General features: G+C 72.5%; 14 protein-coding genes. 9 read left to right on the top strand and 5 right to left on the bottom strand.

What is annotated here, in order from left to right:
• The first annotated feature begins 26 nt into the window (after positions 1-26).
• The gene (locus D7044_RS15580) at positions 27-2,336 is read left to right on the top strand and encodes an esterase-like activity of phytase family protein (RefSeq protein WP_120689362.1); all 2,310 of its coding nucleotides are present in this window, start codon (positions 27-29) and stop codon (positions 2,334-2,336) included.
• A gap of 217 nt (positions 2,337-2,553) precedes the next feature.
• Here the strand turns inward: D7044_RS15580 and D7044_RS15575 are convergent, their stop codons facing one another.
• The gene (locus D7044_RS15575) at positions 2,554-3,444 is read right to left on the bottom strand and encodes a GNAT family N-acetyltransferase (RefSeq protein WP_120689361.1); all 891 of its coding nucleotides are present in this window, start codon (positions 3,442-3,444) and stop codon (positions 2,554-2,556) included.
• A gap of 616 nt (positions 3,445-4,060) precedes the next feature.
• Between D7044_RS15575 and D7044_RS15570 the strand changes: the two genes are divergently transcribed.
• The 3 genes from D7044_RS15570 to D7044_RS15560 all read left to right on the top strand — a co-directional run bounded on the left by D7044_RS15570 (position 4,061) and on the right by D7044_RS15560 (position 6,633).
• Positions 4,061-5,401, top strand: a complete 1,341-nt coding sequence (locus tag D7044_RS15570) for a serine hydrolase (protein ID WP_120689360.1) — start codon at positions 4,061-4,063, stop codon at positions 5,399-5,401.
• 108 nt (positions 5,402-5,509) lie between these two features.
• Entirely contained in the window at positions 5,510-5,989 is a 480-nt protein-coding gene (locus D7044_RS15565) for a sigma-70 family RNA polymerase sigma factor (protein ID WP_233562883.1), read from the top strand.
• 8 nt (positions 5,990-5,997) lie between these two features.
• Positions 5,998-6,633: a hypothetical protein gene (locus tag D7044_RS15560; protein ID WP_120689359.1), complete on the top strand. Its 636-nt coding sequence runs from the start codon at positions 5,998-6,000 to the stop codon at positions 6,631-6,633.
• A 102-nt stretch (positions 6,634-6,735) separates the two neighbouring features.
• Here the strand turns inward: D7044_RS15560 and ligD (D7044_RS15555) are convergent, their stop codons facing one another.
• Together ligD (D7044_RS15555) and ligD (D7044_RS15550) are read right to left on the bottom strand one after the other, a co-directional pair.
• Positions 6,736-7,650 carry a non-homologous end-joining DNA ligase gene (gene ligD / locus D7044_RS15555; RefSeq protein WP_120689358.1) on the bottom strand — a complete coding sequence of 305 codons (915 nt, stop codon included), beginning with the start codon at positions 7,648-7,650 and terminating at the stop codon, positions 6,736-6,738.
• Positions 7,640-8,581, bottom strand: a complete 942-nt coding sequence (ligD, locus tag D7044_RS15550; RefSeq protein WP_120673646.1) for a non-homologous end-joining DNA ligase — start codon at positions 8,579-8,581, stop codon at positions 7,640-7,642. The genes ligD (D7044_RS15555) and ligD (D7044_RS15550) overlap by 11 nt, the downstream gene beginning before the upstream one ends.
• An 84-nt stretch (positions 8,582-8,665) precedes the next feature.
• On the opposite strand from ligD (D7044_RS15550), the gene ku reads away from it, so the two are divergent.
• Positions 8,666-9,685: a non-homologous end joining protein Ku gene (gene ku / locus D7044_RS15545; RefSeq protein ID WP_120689357.1), complete on the top strand. Its 1,020-nt coding sequence runs from the start codon at positions 8,666-8,668 to the stop codon at positions 9,683-9,685.
• Between the two features lie 10 nt (positions 9,686-9,695).
• Here ku and D7044_RS15540 read toward each other — a convergent pair whose 3' ends face one another.
• Positions 9,696-10,094 (bottom strand): PPOX class F420-dependent oxidoreductase, encoded by a 399-nt coding sequence (locus D7044_RS15540; protein ID WP_120673648.1) that lies wholly within the window; start codon positions 10,092-10,094, stop codon positions 9,696-9,698.
• A gap of 242 nt (positions 10,095-10,336) precedes the next feature.
• Between D7044_RS15540 and D7044_RS15535 the strand changes: the two genes are divergently transcribed.
• From D7044_RS15535 to D7044_RS15520, 4 genes are all read left to right on the top strand, one after another.
• Positions 10,337-11,017, top strand: coding sequence for an FKBP-type peptidyl-prolyl cis-trans isomerase (locus D7044_RS15535; RefSeq protein ID WP_120673970.1), 681 nt, complete (start codon positions 10,337-10,339; stop codon positions 11,015-11,017).
• A gap of 169 nt (positions 11,018-11,186) precedes the next feature.
• Positions 11,187-12,041 carry an SCO6745 family protein gene (locus tag D7044_RS15530; protein ID WP_407663306.1) on the top strand — a complete coding sequence of 285 codons (855 nt, stop codon included), beginning with the start codon at positions 11,187-11,189 and terminating at the stop codon, positions 12,039-12,041.
• Between the two features lie 98 nt (positions 12,042-12,139).
• On the top strand, positions 12,140-12,793 hold the full coding sequence (locus D7044_RS15525) for an HAD family hydrolase (protein WP_120689356.1): 654 nt from the start codon (positions 12,140-12,142) through the stop codon (positions 12,791-12,793).
• Positions 12,794-12,874: 81 nt separating this feature from the next.
• Positions 12,875-13,888, top strand: coding sequence for an NADPH:quinone reductase (locus D7044_RS15520; RefSeq protein WP_120689355.1), 1,014 nt, complete (start codon positions 12,875-12,877; stop codon positions 13,886-13,888).
• Between the two features lie 174 nt (positions 13,889-14,062).
• On the opposite strand, the gene D7044_RS15515 is transcribed toward D7044_RS15520, so the two are convergent.
• Positions 14,063-15,697 (bottom strand): fatty acid--CoA ligase, encoded by a 1,635-nt coding sequence (locus D7044_RS15515; protein WP_199716642.1) that lies wholly within the window; start codon positions 15,695-15,697, stop codon positions 14,063-14,065.
• Positions 15,698-15,769: the final 72 nt, after the last annotated feature.

Below are 15,769 nucleotides of genomic sequence, written 5' to 3'. Positions count from 1 at the left end.
CGGGCATCACCGTACGGAGGAAGGCCTTGACTTTGAGAAGAGCATTCACCCTGCTCACCGCGGCCGGAGTCGCAGCCGCCGGTCTGACCGGCGCCACTGCGGCTTCGGCCAGCGGAAACCACCACCCGGGCAAGCCTCTCGCCTTTGACCGGGTCGCCACCTACCCCGTCTTCCAGAACCGCCCTGCCGGCGAGGACCCCACCTCTCCCACCGTCGCGGAGATCTCGGCGGTCAGCGAGGACGGGCGCACCCTCATCTACACCGACGCCCTGGGACGCCGGATCGGCTTCCTCGACATCTCCCGGGCCGAGAAGCCCCGTGGCCTCGGCACCCTCTCGCTGTCGCAGCTCGGTGACGCCGAGGACGAGCCGACCTCGGTCGCCGTGGTCGGCAGGTACGTGCTCGTGGTGGTGAACACCAGCCGCAGCTTCACCGAGCCGTCCGGACGCCTGGACGTGATCGAGCTGGCCACCCGCAAGCGGGTCCGCAGCTTCGACCTCGGCGGCCAGCCCGACTCGATCGCCATCAGCAAGAACCACCGGTACGGCGCGATCGCCATCGAGAACGAGCGCGACGAGGAGGCCACCCCGCCCGGCGGCGAGGAGGGCGACCTGCCCCAGGCTCCCGGCGGTTTCGTGCAGATCGTCGACCTGGCGGGCACGAACCCGGCCGGCTGGCGGGTGCGGCCGGTGCCGCTGACCGGCCCGCAGGGCCAGGCGCTGCCCGCCCTGGTCAAGGCCGGCCTCACCGACCCGACCGACCCGGAGCCGGAGTACGTCACCATCAACAGCCGTAACGAGCTGGCGGTGACCCTCCAGGAGAACAACGGGATCGCCCTGATCGACCTGCCCACCGGCCGGATCACCCGGGTCTTCAGCGCGGGCACCGCGACGATCAGCGGGGTCGACACCGCCGACGACGGCACGATCGACCTGACCGGCACGATCACCGACGTGCCGCGCGAGCCGGACGCGGTCGCCTGGATCGACGACCACTACCTCGCAACGGCCAACGAGGGTGACTGGAAGGGCGGCAGCCGAGGCTGGACCGTCTTCGACAGCCGCACCGGCAAGGTCGCCTGGGACGCGGGCAACACGTTCGAGCGGCTCGCCGCGACGTACGGCCTGCACAACGAGGACCGGGCCGGCAAGAAGGGCACCGAGCCGGAGGGGGTGGCGGTCGCCGAATACGACGGCGTCCGGTACGGCTTCGTCGGCTCGGAGCGAAGCAACTTCGTCGCCGTCTACGACCTCAGCAACCCGACCCGGCCGGTCTTCAAGCAGATGCTGCCCTCCACCAACGGGCCGGAGGGGCTGCTGCCCATCCCGTCCCGGGGGCTGATCGCCATCTCCAGCGAGGAGGACGACGCCTCGGTCAACGTCCGGGCCTCCGTCTCCCTCTACCAGCTGGGCAAGGGCACGCCCGCGTTCCCGAGCATCGTCTCCGCCTCCGACAAGCACGGCACGCCTATCGGTTGGGGTGCCCTCGGCGCGCTGAGCGCAGTGCCGGGCAAGCCGAACGAGCTGGTCAGCGTCACCGACTCGGCGTACTCGCAGACCCGCATCCTCGACATCGACGTGAAGCGCTCGCCCGCCGTCATCACCGGCGCGCTGAGCGTCAAGGACGCCGCCGGCAAGCCGGTCGGCTACGACGCCGAGGGCATCTTCGCCCGCCCGCAGGGCGGCTACTGGCTCGCCGTCGAGGGGGCCAGCGGTCCGGAGAACGCACTGGTCCGCCTGGACACCGCCGGGGTCACCCGGCAGGTCGTCGCACTGCCGGCGGACGTCGCCGCCGGCCTGGGCAAGCAGGGCCTGGAGGGGGTCACCGCCACGACCGACCGGCGCGGCCGGGAGGTCGTCTGGGTGGCCGTACAGCGTGAGCTCTCCACCGACCCGGCCGGCACCGTCCGGCTCGGCCGGTACGACGTCGCGGCCGGCACCTGGAGCTGGTTCGGCTACAAGCTGAACAGCACCGACGTCGCGGGGGACTGGATCGGGCTCTCCGAGATCACGGTGGTCGGTGACCGGCTCGCGGTGATCGAGCGGGACAAGCTGAACGGCCCCGCCGCCACCCTGAAGCGGGTCTACACCGTCCCGATGCCGGACTCGGCGGCCGCGCCGGGCCCGCTGCGCGTGCTGCCGAAGACGCTCGCCGTCGACGTGCTGCCCGCGCTCCGCGCGACGAACGGGTGGACGCAGGAGAAGCTCGAGGGTCTGACCGTGGCCGGCAACGGCGAGGTGTACGCGGTCACCGACAACGACGCGCTCAACGACGCGACCGGTGAGACCGTGTTCCTGGGGCTCGGGTCCAGCCGGAAGGTCTTCGGGCGCGACTGAGCCCCGCGCAGCGTCCGGCTGATCGGCACCGGTCCGGCGTCCCACCTCACCAGGTGGGCGCCGGGCCGGCGTCGTCGTGGGGTGCGGGCTCGCCGTCCGGCGCCGGCGTCGTCGCCGGACGGTGTGCTCCCCGGTCCCGCCGGCGTCGTCGCCCGGCAGAGCGCTCGCCGTCCCGGGCGCCGGTGGTCGGGGCAGTGGTGGCGTCGCGCGCCGGCCGTCAGCGGCGGCGCAGGTAGCGGGCCCGCCGACCGGCGTCGACGAAGCCCAGGCGCCGGTACAGCGCGCCGGCCGGGTTGTCGTCGTTGACGCAGAGCCACGCCTGCGGAGCGCCCTCGGCGGCGAGGGACCGCAACACGCTCCCCACCAGGTACGCCCCGACCCGCCGCTTCCGCCACGCCGGCACGACGCCGACCTGGTCGACCCAGGTGCCGAGAACGTTCACGAAACCGACGGGCTGCCCGTCGGGGGCTCGGGCCAGCAGGGACAGGTCCGGCCGGTACTCGTCGTCCTCGAACAGCTCCGCCAGCCACTCGTCGGCGTCGGGCGTCACGAAGCCCGGCCGGTCGGCGAACGCCGCGCAGTAGGTGCTGAAGAGCTCCCCGCCGACCCCCGCGGTCACCGGCTCGGTGCGCACCGAGTCCGGCTGGGCGACCGCCGGCACGGCGTCCAGGTCGTGTCTCAGCACCGATTCGGCGAAGGTCCGGTGGAAGCCGTGGGCCGTGAGGAGGCGGTCCGCGTCGGCGCTCCACGTCTCGGTGGTCAGCAGCAGGTCGCTGTCGCCGGCCCGCTCGGCCGCCCAGGTGATCAGGCGGGTGCCGAGCCCCTGACCGCGCCGGTCCGGATGCACCAGACCGGTCGTGGTGGCCGGTCCCGCGCCGACACCGGTGCCGGCCGTCGCCGTGTTCCCGATTCCGGCCGCGGCGACGAGCAGACCGTCGTGCCAGGCGCCGAGCGTGTACGTCTGAAGTAGGCGCGCCCGCAGCAGCGGCGGTGTGGTGAGGAGCGGCAGGCCCCCGTCGGCCGCGAGGCACTCCTCGGCCAGCTTGGTCAGCGCCGCGGTGTGTCGCTCGTCGAGTTCGCCCCAGTCGAGGGTGTCGGTCGGTTCCACGTCGTCCTTCGTTGCCGCCAGTCGGGGCCGCGCCGCCCGCGTGCCCGGTGGCCCAGTAGGCGCCGGGGGCGGCGGGGCTGTCAACCTCGATTCGGTCTCCTCGGCGCACCGGGCCGGCCTTCGGCGGAAGGGCCGGGGTCGGGCTTGAGCGGAGGGGCCGGGGCCGGGATCCGGTGGAGGGCCGGGCTTCGGCGGGGGCCGGGCCGGACGGGGTCGGTCTCCCCGTTCGGGTCCTCTGCGCTGCCCTGAGATGAATGGATCGGAAACTGCCGGGGACGCCGAAAAAGGCCGTCCCCGACTCCGTGTAGTCAATTCCTGACCATCGGGTCAGCGCCCCTTCCTTTATGTGCGTTTGGTCACTCGCCGTAATACAGCCGCGCAGGACAGGCGTGTTTAATGTGCGGCGGCCCGTGCCGTCCTGCGATTGGAGCGATCGATGCACAACCGGCCCGGGGATCGGCACGAGCCCGCCCCTGATCACCGCCGCGGTCCCGGCCACCCCGGGGCGCAGACCGGTGGGCGCGGAGACTGGCGGGACGGCGGCCAGCCCAGGGAGGGCCACCCCGGGCGGCAGGCCGATCGTCGCGGACCGTGGCCGGACGAGCGCTACCCAGGCGTGCAGGCCGACCGGCGCGGGCAGTGGCCGGCCGGCGGCCACCCCGGGACGCAGGCCGACCCGCGCGCACAGTGGCCGGCCGGCGGCCACCCCGGGACGCAGGCCGACCCGCGCGCACAGTGGCCGGCCGGCGGCCACCCCGGGACGCAGGCCGACCCGCGCCGGCAGTGGACGGACGGCGGCCACCGCACGGACGGCCGTCCCGGGCGGCAGGCCGACCCGCACCGGCAGTGGCCGGACGACCGATACCCGGGCGCGCAGGCCGACGGGCAGCGGCAGTGGCCGAACGGTGGCCACCCCGGAGCGCAGGCCGACCGGCACGGGCAGTGGACGGACGGCGGTCACCCCGGGACGCGGCCCGACGAGCGGACGGACGGCGGCATTCCGCGGCAGCGGACGGGCGGCCGGCGGCGGAGTGCGGAGCCACCGGAGGAGCCGAACCGGCGTGGCCATACGCGTCGCGGGGTGTTGGCGGCCGCGCTGGTGACGCTGGCCGGCGGCGGCCTGGTCGGCGGGGGTGCGATCTGGCGCCTCTCCGGCTCGGGCGACGGGTCCGGGTCGTCACCGGCGTCCGCCGTGTCGGCCAAGCCGACGCCCAGCCCGACGCCCGACTACCTCGGCCCGGCCCGCAAGCGGGTCGAGGCGTACGTGCGGGCGACCAAGGGGCGCATCGCGGTGGCCGTCCAGGACCGGGTGACCGGGGTGAGCGTCACCGTCGGCACCCAGCGCTTCCAGACGGCCAGCATCGTCAAGGCCGACATCCTCGCCGCGGTGCTGTGGCACGCGCAGCAGGACGGGAAGAAGATCAGCAGCGCCGATCGCGAACGGGCCAGAAAGTCGATCACACTGAGTGACAACGACGCGACCTCAGCGCTCTACGACCGGATCGACGGCAAGCCGGGGTTGACCGCCGCGAACCGCGCGTTCGGCCTGAAGGAGACCGCGCCGAACGTGCGCTGGGGAATGACGCTCACCACCGTGGCCGACCAGATCCGACTGCTCACCGCGCTCAGCGCCGAGGACGGGCCGCTGACCGAGGCTGACCGCGCCTACCTCTTCGGCCTGATGAGCAAGGTCGACGAGGAGCAGGACTGGGGCATCACCGCCGCCGCCGGTACCGACACCACGGAGAGCTACGTCAAGAACGGCTGGGATCAGCTCGACGCCGATAACGGCAAGTGGGCGGTCAACAGCATCGGGCGGCTCGTCGAGCCGGAGCACGACTGGCTCATCGCCGTGCTCTCCAGTCAGCACACCAAGATGGAGACCGGAATCCGGATGGTGGAGAAGGTCGCCAAGTACACCGTGGGTGAGCTGCGGAAGATCCCGCTGCCGTCCTGATCCGGAGTCGCCGGCACATTCCGACGGTCGTCGTGGTCGCAGCCGATCGGCGCCGATTTTCTTCCGGCATCCGGTAAATGGATCGGGGCGCTGGTGCGTACACCAGGTGTGGAACGAGAACGGAAGGACTTCGCGGACTTCTATCAGCGCTCCCGGGACAACTGCCTGCGCGCCGTACTCGCCGGAACGGGCGATCGCGCGCTGGCCGAGGACCTGGTCGCTGAGGCGTTCGCGCGGGCCTGGGCCTCCTGGCAGAAGGTGAGCCGGCATCCGGCACCGGCGGCGTGGGTGGTGCGCACCGCCCTGAACCTCCGGGTGTCCTGGTGGCGGCGGCGCAGACGCGAGGTCGCTCTCGACGGCCACGACCGGGCGCTCGCCGAGGCCGACCTCGGCACGGACGACGCCCTGCTGACCGCCGTTCGCAGGCTGCCCAAACGGCAGCGTGAGGTGGTCGTGCTGCGCATCTGGCTCGACCTGGACACCAACGCCGTAGCCGAGGTGCTAGGGATCTCCGCCCGAACCGTGGCCGTCCACCTTTCCCGTGCCACCGCAACCCTGCGGGCGCAGATCGTGCTCGTGGCCAGCTAGGAGATCGGATGATGAACGAAGATGAGGTGCTGGACGCGGTGAAGCAGACCCTCTCCGACGTACGGATGGAGCGCCCGGTCGAGGCGATCCAGCAGCGTGGCCGGGAGCGGCGGCGCAACCGCAAGCTCTTCGGCGTGGCCGCCGGCGGTGGCCTGGCGGCCGTGGCCGCGCTCGCGCTGGCCCTGCCGACGGCCGCCGCGCAGCCCGACGCGACCCCGACCGACACCGGTCCGGTCGCCGGCAGCAGCGGTACGACGGCAATGGAGCCGGCGGCGTTCACGCTGGCCAAGCAGGCGGACAGCACGGTGAAGCTGACCTTGAACTACCGGCAGCTTCTGGATCCCGCCGCCCTGAAGAGCGCACTGGCCGACGCGGGTGTCCCCGCCGAGGTCAAGACCCACGCCATCTGCACGCCGGAGGGCAAGGAGCTGCCGCAGGCCGACCAGGTCTACTCGAACAAGCGGGTCAACTGGCCGGACGGGTCGCCCAAGCAGTACGACATGGTGATCGCGCCAGCGAAGATGCCGAAGAACAGCCGGCTCTACTTCAGCGTCTTCTCCATTCGGCCGGGCGAGGAGTACGCAAAGATCGCCAACTATCTGGTGTCGAACGACGACCCGATGAAGTGCGGCTCCGAAAAGTGATTCCCGCGCTCGGCCGGTGAGCTGAACCCGGCAGGCCGACGCCGGTGGGTGTGCCCGCTCATCGGCGTCGGCCCGCCGGGCGTCGGAACGAGCGGGGCAGGTTCAGGGCGCGGGCAGCTCGGGGCCGCCGTCGAGCAGCGGGGCCAGCAGGTCACCGGACTTCTCCACCCGTTGGAGCACCTCGGCCGTCGTGTACGGCTTCGACGCCGGTCGCTTCCCGGCCGCGCCCGCCTCGACCTCGTCCCAGGTCAACGGTGTGGACACCGACGGCACCGACTGGGCCCGCATCGAGTAGGGCGCGACTGTGGTCTTCGCCGCGTTGTTCTGACTCCAGTCGATGAAGACCTTTCCGCCCCGAAGGTTCTTCGCCATCTTCGAGACGACGACCTTCGGATGCGCCCGCTCCAGCTCCTGAGCGATCCGCTTCGCGTACGCCGACACGTCGTCCGAGGACTGGGTGCCGGCGATCGGGCAGCAGAGCTGCATGCCCTTCTTCCCGGACGTCTTCGGGTAGCTGTCGATGCCGTCCTCGGCGAGCCGGTCGCGCATCGCCAGGGCCACCTGGCAGCACTGCTTCAACGCCGCCGGCGCCCCCGGGTCGAGGTCGACCACCATCATGTCCGGGTGCTCGCCGACCCTCCACTGCGGTGTGTGCAGCTCCAGCGCGGCGAGGTTGGCGAGCCAGACCAGGGTGGGCAGGTCGTCGGCGACCACGTAGTCGATCGTCTCCCGCCCCTTGCTCGACCCGGGTGCGGGCAGTGTCTCCGTACGCACCCAGCCGGGAGTGGCGGCCGGGGCGTTCTTCTCGAAGAACGAGCCGCCCTCGACGCCGTTGGGGAAGCGGATGCGGGTCAACGCCCGGTCCCGCAGGTGCGGCAGGAGCACCGGGGCGATGCGGGTGTAGTAGTCGATCACCTCGCCCTTGGTGAAGCCTGCGGCCGGATAGAGCACCTTGTCCAGGTTGGAGAGCTCCAGCGCGCGCCCCTCGACCTCCACCCGGAGCCGGTCAGCCGACATCGTCCACCTCCTCGGCCGGCTTGTCCGGCCGGAGCCGGAGCACCCGCGGGAAGCGCAGCCGCCCGTCCGGGGTGCGCTGGCCGTACTTGACCTCCACCACGACCCGGGGTGTTACCCAGATCGCGCCTCGCGCATCCTCGCGGGGCACATCCCCGGCGAACGAGCCCTCGGCGGTGCGCAGCGGCTCCAGCTCGGCGAGGAGCTGCCGTTCCAGGGCGGCGCCGATCCCGCCGCCGACCCGACCCCGATAGGTGAGCCGGCCGTCCGGGCGCGGGACCCCGACGAGCAGACCGCCGATCTTCCGCGCCCCCGGCCGCCAACCGCCGACCACGAAGTCCCCGGTCACCTCGAGCTTGACCTTCACCCAGTCCGGTGAGCGGACCCCGGCCCGGTAGGTCGCGCCGAGCCGCTTGGCCATCACCCCCTCCAGGCCGTGCTCACCGGCCGCCTCGTAGGTGGCGGGGCCATCGGAGAAGACCGGCGGTACGGCCCAGCGGGCGCCGCCCAGGCCGAGGCCGTCCAGGGCCTCCCGGCGGCGTTCGTACGGCCGGCCCGTCAGGTCCTCGCCGTCGTGCCGGAGCAGGTCGAAGATCATGTACGTCACCGGCATGACCGCCGCCAGCCGAGCGGCCTTGTTCCGGTCCCGGACGTGCATCCGCTCGGCGAGCGCGGTGAACGAGGGCTGTCCGGTCTCGCCGAGCAGCACCACCTCGCCGTCGAGCAGCGCGTCGTCCACCTGGTCGCGGAGCGTGGCCAGCTCCGGATACGCCGCGGTGATCTCCACACCGGAACGCGCGTAGAGGTGCTGCCGGCCGCCGGAGATGTCGGCGAGCGCGCGCACCCCGTCCCACTTGAACTCGTACGCCCAACCGGCACCCACCGGGAGCTGCCCGGTCATCGCGAGCATCGGCTTCAGAGGCGCGCCGGGCACCTCCTGACTGTAGTTCGCGGCCGAAGTCCTCGCGCCCGCTTCGATCCTTTGCGATCCTGGGCTCTACCGGGGAGAGGAGCCGACATGAGGGCCATCTGGAAAGGAGCCGTCTCGTTCGGGCTGGTCTCGATCGCGGTGCGGCTCTACTCCGCCACCGAGGAGAAGGACATCCGCTTCCACCAGGTGCACCGGGAGGACGGCGGACGGATCAAGTACAAGCGCACCTGCTCGATCGACGGGGAGGAGGTCACCTACGACGACATCGCCAAGGGCTACGACATCGGCGGCGGCGAGATGGTCATCCTCACCGACGAGGACTTCGCCGATCTGCCGCTGACCACGTCCCGCGCGATCGACGTGCTGGAGTTCGTGCCGGCCGAGCAGGTGGACCCGATCCTCTACAACAAGGCGTACTTCCTCGAACCGGACGGCGCGGCCACCAAGCCGTACGTGCTGCTGCGCGACGCGCTGCTCGACTCGGAGCGGGTGGCCATCGTGAAGGTCGCCCTGCGTCAGCGGGAGCAGCTCGCCACCCTGCGCGTACGCGAGGGGGTGCTGCTGCTCAACACCATGCTCTGGCCGGACGAGGTGCGCCGGCCCGACTTCGGTTTCCTGGACGAGGACCTCAAGGTCCGTCCCCCGGAGTTGGCGATGGCCAGCTCGCTCATCGACTCGATGACCGGCGAGTTCGAGCCGGACGTCTTCACCGACGACTACCGGGCGGCGTTGCAGGAGGTCATCGACGCGAAGATCGAGGGCCGGGAGGTGGTCCAGCCGGAGGAGGTCGAGGAGGCCCCCGCCGCCGCGGTGGACCTGATGGCCGCGCTGAAGGCCTCCGTGGAGCGGGCCCGCTCGGCGCGTGGTGAGCCGGCGGGTGGCCGGGGCGCCGGAGCGCCGACCCCGATCTCGTCGGCCCGCTCGGCGCAGAAGAAGGCGGCCGAGAAGAAGACCGCCGGTGCGGCGGCGAAGAAGACCGCGGAGAAGAAGGCCGCGCCCAAGAAGACGGCGGCCAAGAAGGCCGCGCCGAAGAAGACCGCGGCGGCTGAGAAGAAGGCCGCCCCGAAGAAGGCGGCGGCCAAGAAGACCAGCCGCAAGACCGCCTGAGCGGCCCGACTCAGAGCGCTGTGCGGCCCAGCCTCCGCATCGGCGTCACCCGGATGATCACCCGCTGCTCGCCGGGCTGCCGGAACGGGTAGCTCTCCTGGCCGAGGTACTTCCTCGCCAGCCGGTCGAGGTGCTCGTCGGCGCCCTCCGTGACCAGCTCGGCCCGGCCCTTGATCCAGAGGGTGCGGAAGTCGTTCGCCCGGTCCGCCACCGAGATCGCCACCTGCGGGTTTCGTCGCAGGTTCTCGTACTTGGTCCGCCCTCTGATCGTGTTGAACAGGATGTGCTCACCGTCGGTGTCGATCCAGACGGGCGTGACGTGCGGGCTCCCGTCCTCCTCGATCGTGGCCACGTGCGCGAGCTGCGGCTCGGCCAGCAGGGCCAGGTCGTCGTCGGTCAGGATCGCCATGGTCGGAATCTACCGGCGGCCCGGCCGCCGGGCCGGCCGTTCGGACCGCCTCGACGCCGACGGCGAGGTGCCGCGACTGTCCGGCCGGTACCGGCCACGACGAACCCCGGTCCGTGGGTGGCGGCGGCCGCGACGGCCACCGGTCCCGTCGGTGGCGGCCGCCGGGGCGGATCCGCAGCGCCAGGGCGGGCACCGGAGGCCTCCGGGCGGGTACCGTGTGCGTCGGCTGTCTCCCGGCACCGGTGCCGGCCACCCACCTCTTCCCAGGGAGTCGACGAGTGAGCGAGCGGACCCAGAACCGGTCGAAAACGGAGCGGCGACTGGCCGCTCAGCTGGCCGCGCAGAAGGCGGCAGAGGCGAAGCGCCGCCGGCAGGCATGGCTCGGTGGCCTCGCCGCCCTCGCCGTGGTCGCGGTGCTGGTCACCGTCTTCGTGATCGTCGGTCAGGGGGGCGACGACGACGCTGCCCCGCAGGCCGACGCCTCCCCGTCCGCGACCGCCGCCGGCGAGCAGGCCCCCGCCACCCCCGCCGCGCCGCAGCTGCCCGAGGGCGCGGATCCGGCCTTGAACACCGCACCCAAGGTCACCGCCGGCAAGGGCGACCTGACGAAGCTCACCGTCACCCCGCTGATCAAGGGCACCGGCCCGGCGGTGAAGGCCGGCCAGACGATCACCACGAACTACGTGGGCGTGCTCTACAAGGACGGCAAGGAGTTCGACTCGTCGTGGAGCCGGGGCGAGCCGGCGAGCTTCCCGATCGGCGTCGGCCAGGTCATCCCGGGCTGGGACCAGGGCCTCGTCGGGGTCACGGTGGGCAGCCGGGTGCAGCTCGACATCCCCTCCGAGCTGGCGTACGGCGACGACGCCGCCAACGGGGTCTCCGGCCCGCTGCGCTTCGTGGTGGACGTCCTCGCCGCCCAGTGATCGACCGGCGTACCGGTTCGTCCCGCTCCGTCACCTGATGGTGATGCAGTTGACCACAGAGGGCTTCCGGCCCGTTACGCACCTCCAGTAGGTTCCGGGTCACCCTGGGTCGTTTCGGCCCGGGGTCGACCTCGGACGCGACGTGGAGGTGCACGTGCACGTGACGGCGCTGGACGACCTCGGCCGGACCGCTCGACTTCTGTGGCGGTACTACGAACCGGTGCACGCGGTGACGTACTTCCACCCGCGCAGCCGAGCCGCGTACGAGGCGGCCGGGCTGCGCGGGTACTGGCGGGGGTACTTCGCGGGCCGGGCCGCGCCGCTCGGCGCTACCGACGCCGCCCCGGTGATCGCCGCCTTCTTCTCCTTCGCACCGTCGATGGTGAGCCGGGCGCTGCCGGCCGTGTGGCGGCTCGCCACCCCGCAGGAGGCGTTGCGGGCCCGGCTCACCGGCGCGGTGCAGGCGCTCGCGGAGCTGACCTACGAGCTGCCCGAGACGCACCTGGCCGAGGCCGCGGAGCTGCTCGAGGTGGCGGCCGGCGCGGCCGAGACCGGTGGTCGGGTGCTCGGCGCCGCCAACGCCGCCCTGCCCGCCGGCGAGTACCCGCTGGCCCGGCTCTGGCAGGCCGCCACGACTCTGCGCGAGCACCGGGGCGACGGGCACGTCGCCGCACTCGTCGCCGCCGGCCTCGACCCGGTGGAGACGCTCGCCTGGCGGGTCGCGGTGGACATGCCCGCGGTGAACCTGCTGGGGCGGGGCTGGACCGAGGAGCAGTGGCGGGGCGCCCGGGAGCGGTTGACCGAGCGCGGCTGGCTCACGTCGGACGGGAAGCCGACCGAGCGGGGCCACGCCGGTTTCCAGGCGGTCGAGGAGGCGACGGACGCGGCGGCCGCCCGACCCTGGCGGGCGCTCGGCGCGGACCGGGTCGAGCGGCTCTGCGAGGTGCTGCACCCCGTCACCCGCGCCTGCCACAAGGTCCTGCCGCCGGACAACCCGATCGGGCTACCGCCGCTGCCGGAGTGACCGCGCGCCCCGCCCACCACCCGCGCACCCTCACCGGGTGGGGCGAACGCCCGGCCCGCCCGGCTTGCCGGCGATGGGCGATCGGGCAGGATGGGGACGTGGTGGATGCGGTGATCTTCGACCTGGACGGCGTGATCGTGGACTCCGAGCCGGTCTGGGAGGAGGTCCGGCGGGCATACGTGGCGACGCACGGCGGTATCTGGCAACCGGACAGCCAGCGCCGGCTGATGGGGATGAGCACCGGCGAGTGGGCCCAGTACTTGAGCGGCGAACTCGGCGTCACTCGTACCGCCGAGCAGGTGGCCACGGAGGTGGTCGACGAGATGACCCGGCGCTACGCGGAGCGCGTACCGCTGATCGACGACGCCGACGAGGTGGTGCGCCGGATCGCCGCGCGCTGGCCGCTGGGGCTCGCGAGCTCCTCGCCGACCCGGCTGATCGCCGCGACGCTGGCCGTGACGGGGCTGACCGACTCGTTCCGCACGACGCTCTCCACCGAGGAGACCGCCCGCGGCAAGCCGGCGCCGGACGTGTACCTCGCCGTGGCCCGGCGGCTGGGCGTCGACCCGACGCGCTGCGCCGCCGTGGAGGACTCGTCGAACGGGGTGCGGTCGGCGGCCGCCGCCGGGATGCGGGTGGTGGCGGTACCGCACGGGTCGTACCCGCTGGATCCGGACGCGGCGCAGCTCGCCGCGGTGACGCTGGGTTCGGTCGACGAGCTGACTCCCGAGGTGGTGGAGCGCCTGCCGTGAACCGCCGCCCCGGCAGGGCCGAGCACATACGGTCGGCTTGAGGGCGGTGGGCACCGGTTCAAAGCACGAGAGAGGACGGCGATGAAGGCGATCGTGTACGAGCGCACCGGCGATCCGTCGGTGCTTCAGCTGGTCGACCGGCCGGTGCCGGAGCCGGGGCCCGGTGAGGTCCTGGTGCGGGTGGCCGTCTCCGGGGTGAACCCGACCGACTGGAAGGCGCGACGGAACGGGCCGGTGCCGGGCGGGTGGCAGATTCCCGGGCAGGACGGCGCCGGGGTGGTCGAGGCGGTCGGCGAGGGCGTGGACCAGCAGCTGATCGGCGAGCGGGTCTGGCTCTGGGAGGCCGCCTGGCAGCGGCCGTGGGGCACCACTGCCGAGTACACCGTGGTGCCGGTCCGGCAGGCGGTGAGCCTGGGCTCGGCCTCGTTCGACCTGGGCGCCTGCCTCGGCATTCCGTTCCTCACCGCGCACCGCTGCCTGACGGTGGGCGAGTACATGCCGCAGAAGCTGCACGCGGGCGCGCTCAGCGACCACACGGTGCTGGTGCAGGGCGGCGCGGGCGCGGTGGGCAACGCGGCGATCCAGTTGGCGCGCTGGGCCGACGCCTGCGTCATCGCGACGGTGAGCAGCCCTGAGAAGGCGCAGCTCGCGGCGGCGGCCGGTGCCACCCACGTGATCAACTATCGCGAGCAGGACGTGGTGGCGGAGGTCTGCAAGATCGCGCCCGACGGGGTGCACACGATCGTCGAGGTCGCTCCCGCGGCGAACGCGGAGATCGACGTGCAGCTGCTGCGCAGCGGCGGCGCGGTCTGCGTGTACGCCAACGACGGCGGCGACGAGGTCACCCTCCCGATCCGCCCCTCGATGACGCCGAACGCGCGCTGGCAGTTCGTGCTGGTCTACACCGAGCCGAAGGCGGCCAAGGCGCACGGGGTCCGCGACGTCTGCGCCGCCGTCGTGCAGGGCGCGATCCGGGTGGGCGAGGAGGCCGGGCTGCCGCTGCACCACCACCCGCTCAGCGCGGCCGCCGCGGCGCATCAGGCGGTGGAGAACTCGGTGGTCGGAAAGGTGCTGATCAGCACCAGCGAGCAGTGACGTCCCGGCACGATCGGATTTCGCCGTCATCGGGACGGAGGCGAACAACTCTCGCAATAATGGATTTGCGGGTCGCCCCGCGTGGAACGGGCGGCCCCGGCGCGGTGCGAACGCCGGGGCCGCCCCTGGGGAGGAGAGTCTCTCCTCAGTCAGGCGTCAGCCCGTGCGGAAACGTTACGGGGCGCTCAACACCCGTACGGTGAGTTCGCCCTCGGCGTACCGCGAACGGACGACCTTCTTGTCGAACTTGCCGACGCTCGTCTTCGGCACCGCCTCGACGAACGCCCACCGCTCCGGCAACTGCCAGCGGGCCACCGACGCGGCGAGGAAGTCCCGCAACTCCTCCGCGGTGACCGAGGCACCCTCCCGGAGCACCACCGTCGCGAGCGGACGCTCGTCCCAACGCTCGTCCGGCACCCCGACCACGCAGGCCTCCAGCACGGTCGGGTGCGCCATCAGGGCGTTCTCCAACTCGACCGACGAGATCCACTCCCCGCCGGACTTGATGACGTCCTTCGCCCGGTCGGTAAGGGTGATGAAGCCGTCCGACGAGAGCGTTCCCACGTCCCCGGTACGCAGCCAGCCGTCGCGGAACTTCTCCTCGTCCGGGGCGTCGTCGCCGACGTACCGCGCGGTGACCCACGGCCCGCGGACCTCCAGCTCACCCACGGACGTGCCGTCGGCGGGCAGCTCCTTTCCGGCCGGCCCGACGATGCGCGCCTGCACCCCGGCCGGAATCCGCCCCTGCGTGTAGCGGTAGCGCCAGGCCTCCTCGCCGCTCGCCCCGCGAGGCGGCCGGGAGACCGAACCCAGGGGTGACATCTCGGTCATGCCCCAGGCATGGACGACCTGGACGTCGTACCGCTCGGCGAAGGCGTGCATCAGCGCCGGCGGGCAGGCCGAGCCGCCGACGATCACCTCCTGCAACGAGGAGATGTCCACCTCGTGGGTGTCCAGATAGGCCAGCAGGTCGGTCCAGATGGTCGGCACCGCACCCGCCAGGGTGGGCCGCTCGGCGGCGATCATCGCGGCGATCGGCTCGGCCTGGAGGAAGCGGTCCGGCATGATCAGCGACGCGCCGGAGAGGAACGCCGCGAACGGCAGCCCCCACGACATCGCGTGGAACATCGGCACGATGGCCAGCTCCCGATCGGTCGGCCGGAGCCCGAAGCCCTCCGGCATGCAGACCTGGAGGGTGTGCAGGTAGATCGAGCGGTGCGAGTACGCCACGCCCTTCGGGTTGCCCGTCGTCCCCGAGGTGTAGCAGAGCGCCGCCGCGTCCCGCTCGTTCGCCTCGGGCCAGTCGTACGTGTCGGGGCGGCCCGCGAGCAGGTCGTCCCAGCGGTGCACCGTGATCCGGTCGCCGGCCGCCTCGACGAGCGGAGCCGGATCGCCGCCACCGACCACCACCACGTGGCGCACGGTGGTCATCGCCCCGATCGCCCGGGCCAGCAGCGGGATCAACGTGGTGTCGACCAGCACCACCCGGTCCTCGGCGTGGTTGGCGATGTAGGCGACCTGGTCCGGAAAGAGCCGGAGGTTCAGCGTGTGCAGCACGGCGCCCATGCTCGGCACCGCGAAGTACGCGACCAGATGCTCGTTGTTGTTCCACATGAAGGTGGCGACGCGCTCGTCACCGGTCACGCCGCACTCGGCGCGCAGACCGTGGGCGAGACGGGCGGCGGCCCGCCCGACCTCCGCGTACGTCATCCGGCTGGGCTCGGCGCCGGTCCAGGTGACCACCTCGGCCGTGCCGTGCACGGTGGCGCCGTGGTCGAGGATCCGGGAGACCTGGAGAGGGGCGTCCATCATCGTGCTCCGCATGGCTGACAAATTAGTGTCGTCGGTCACATCTTGGGAACCCCGGAAAGCCGTCCGCTC

Origin of the sequence: Micromonospora musae (assembly GCF_003626635.1) — a bacterium.
Lineage (GTDB): Bacteria > Actinomycetota > Actinomycetes > Mycobacteriales > Micromonosporaceae > Micromonospora > Micromonospora musae.
This window is presented reverse-complemented; position numbering and strand designations above follow the sequence as displayed.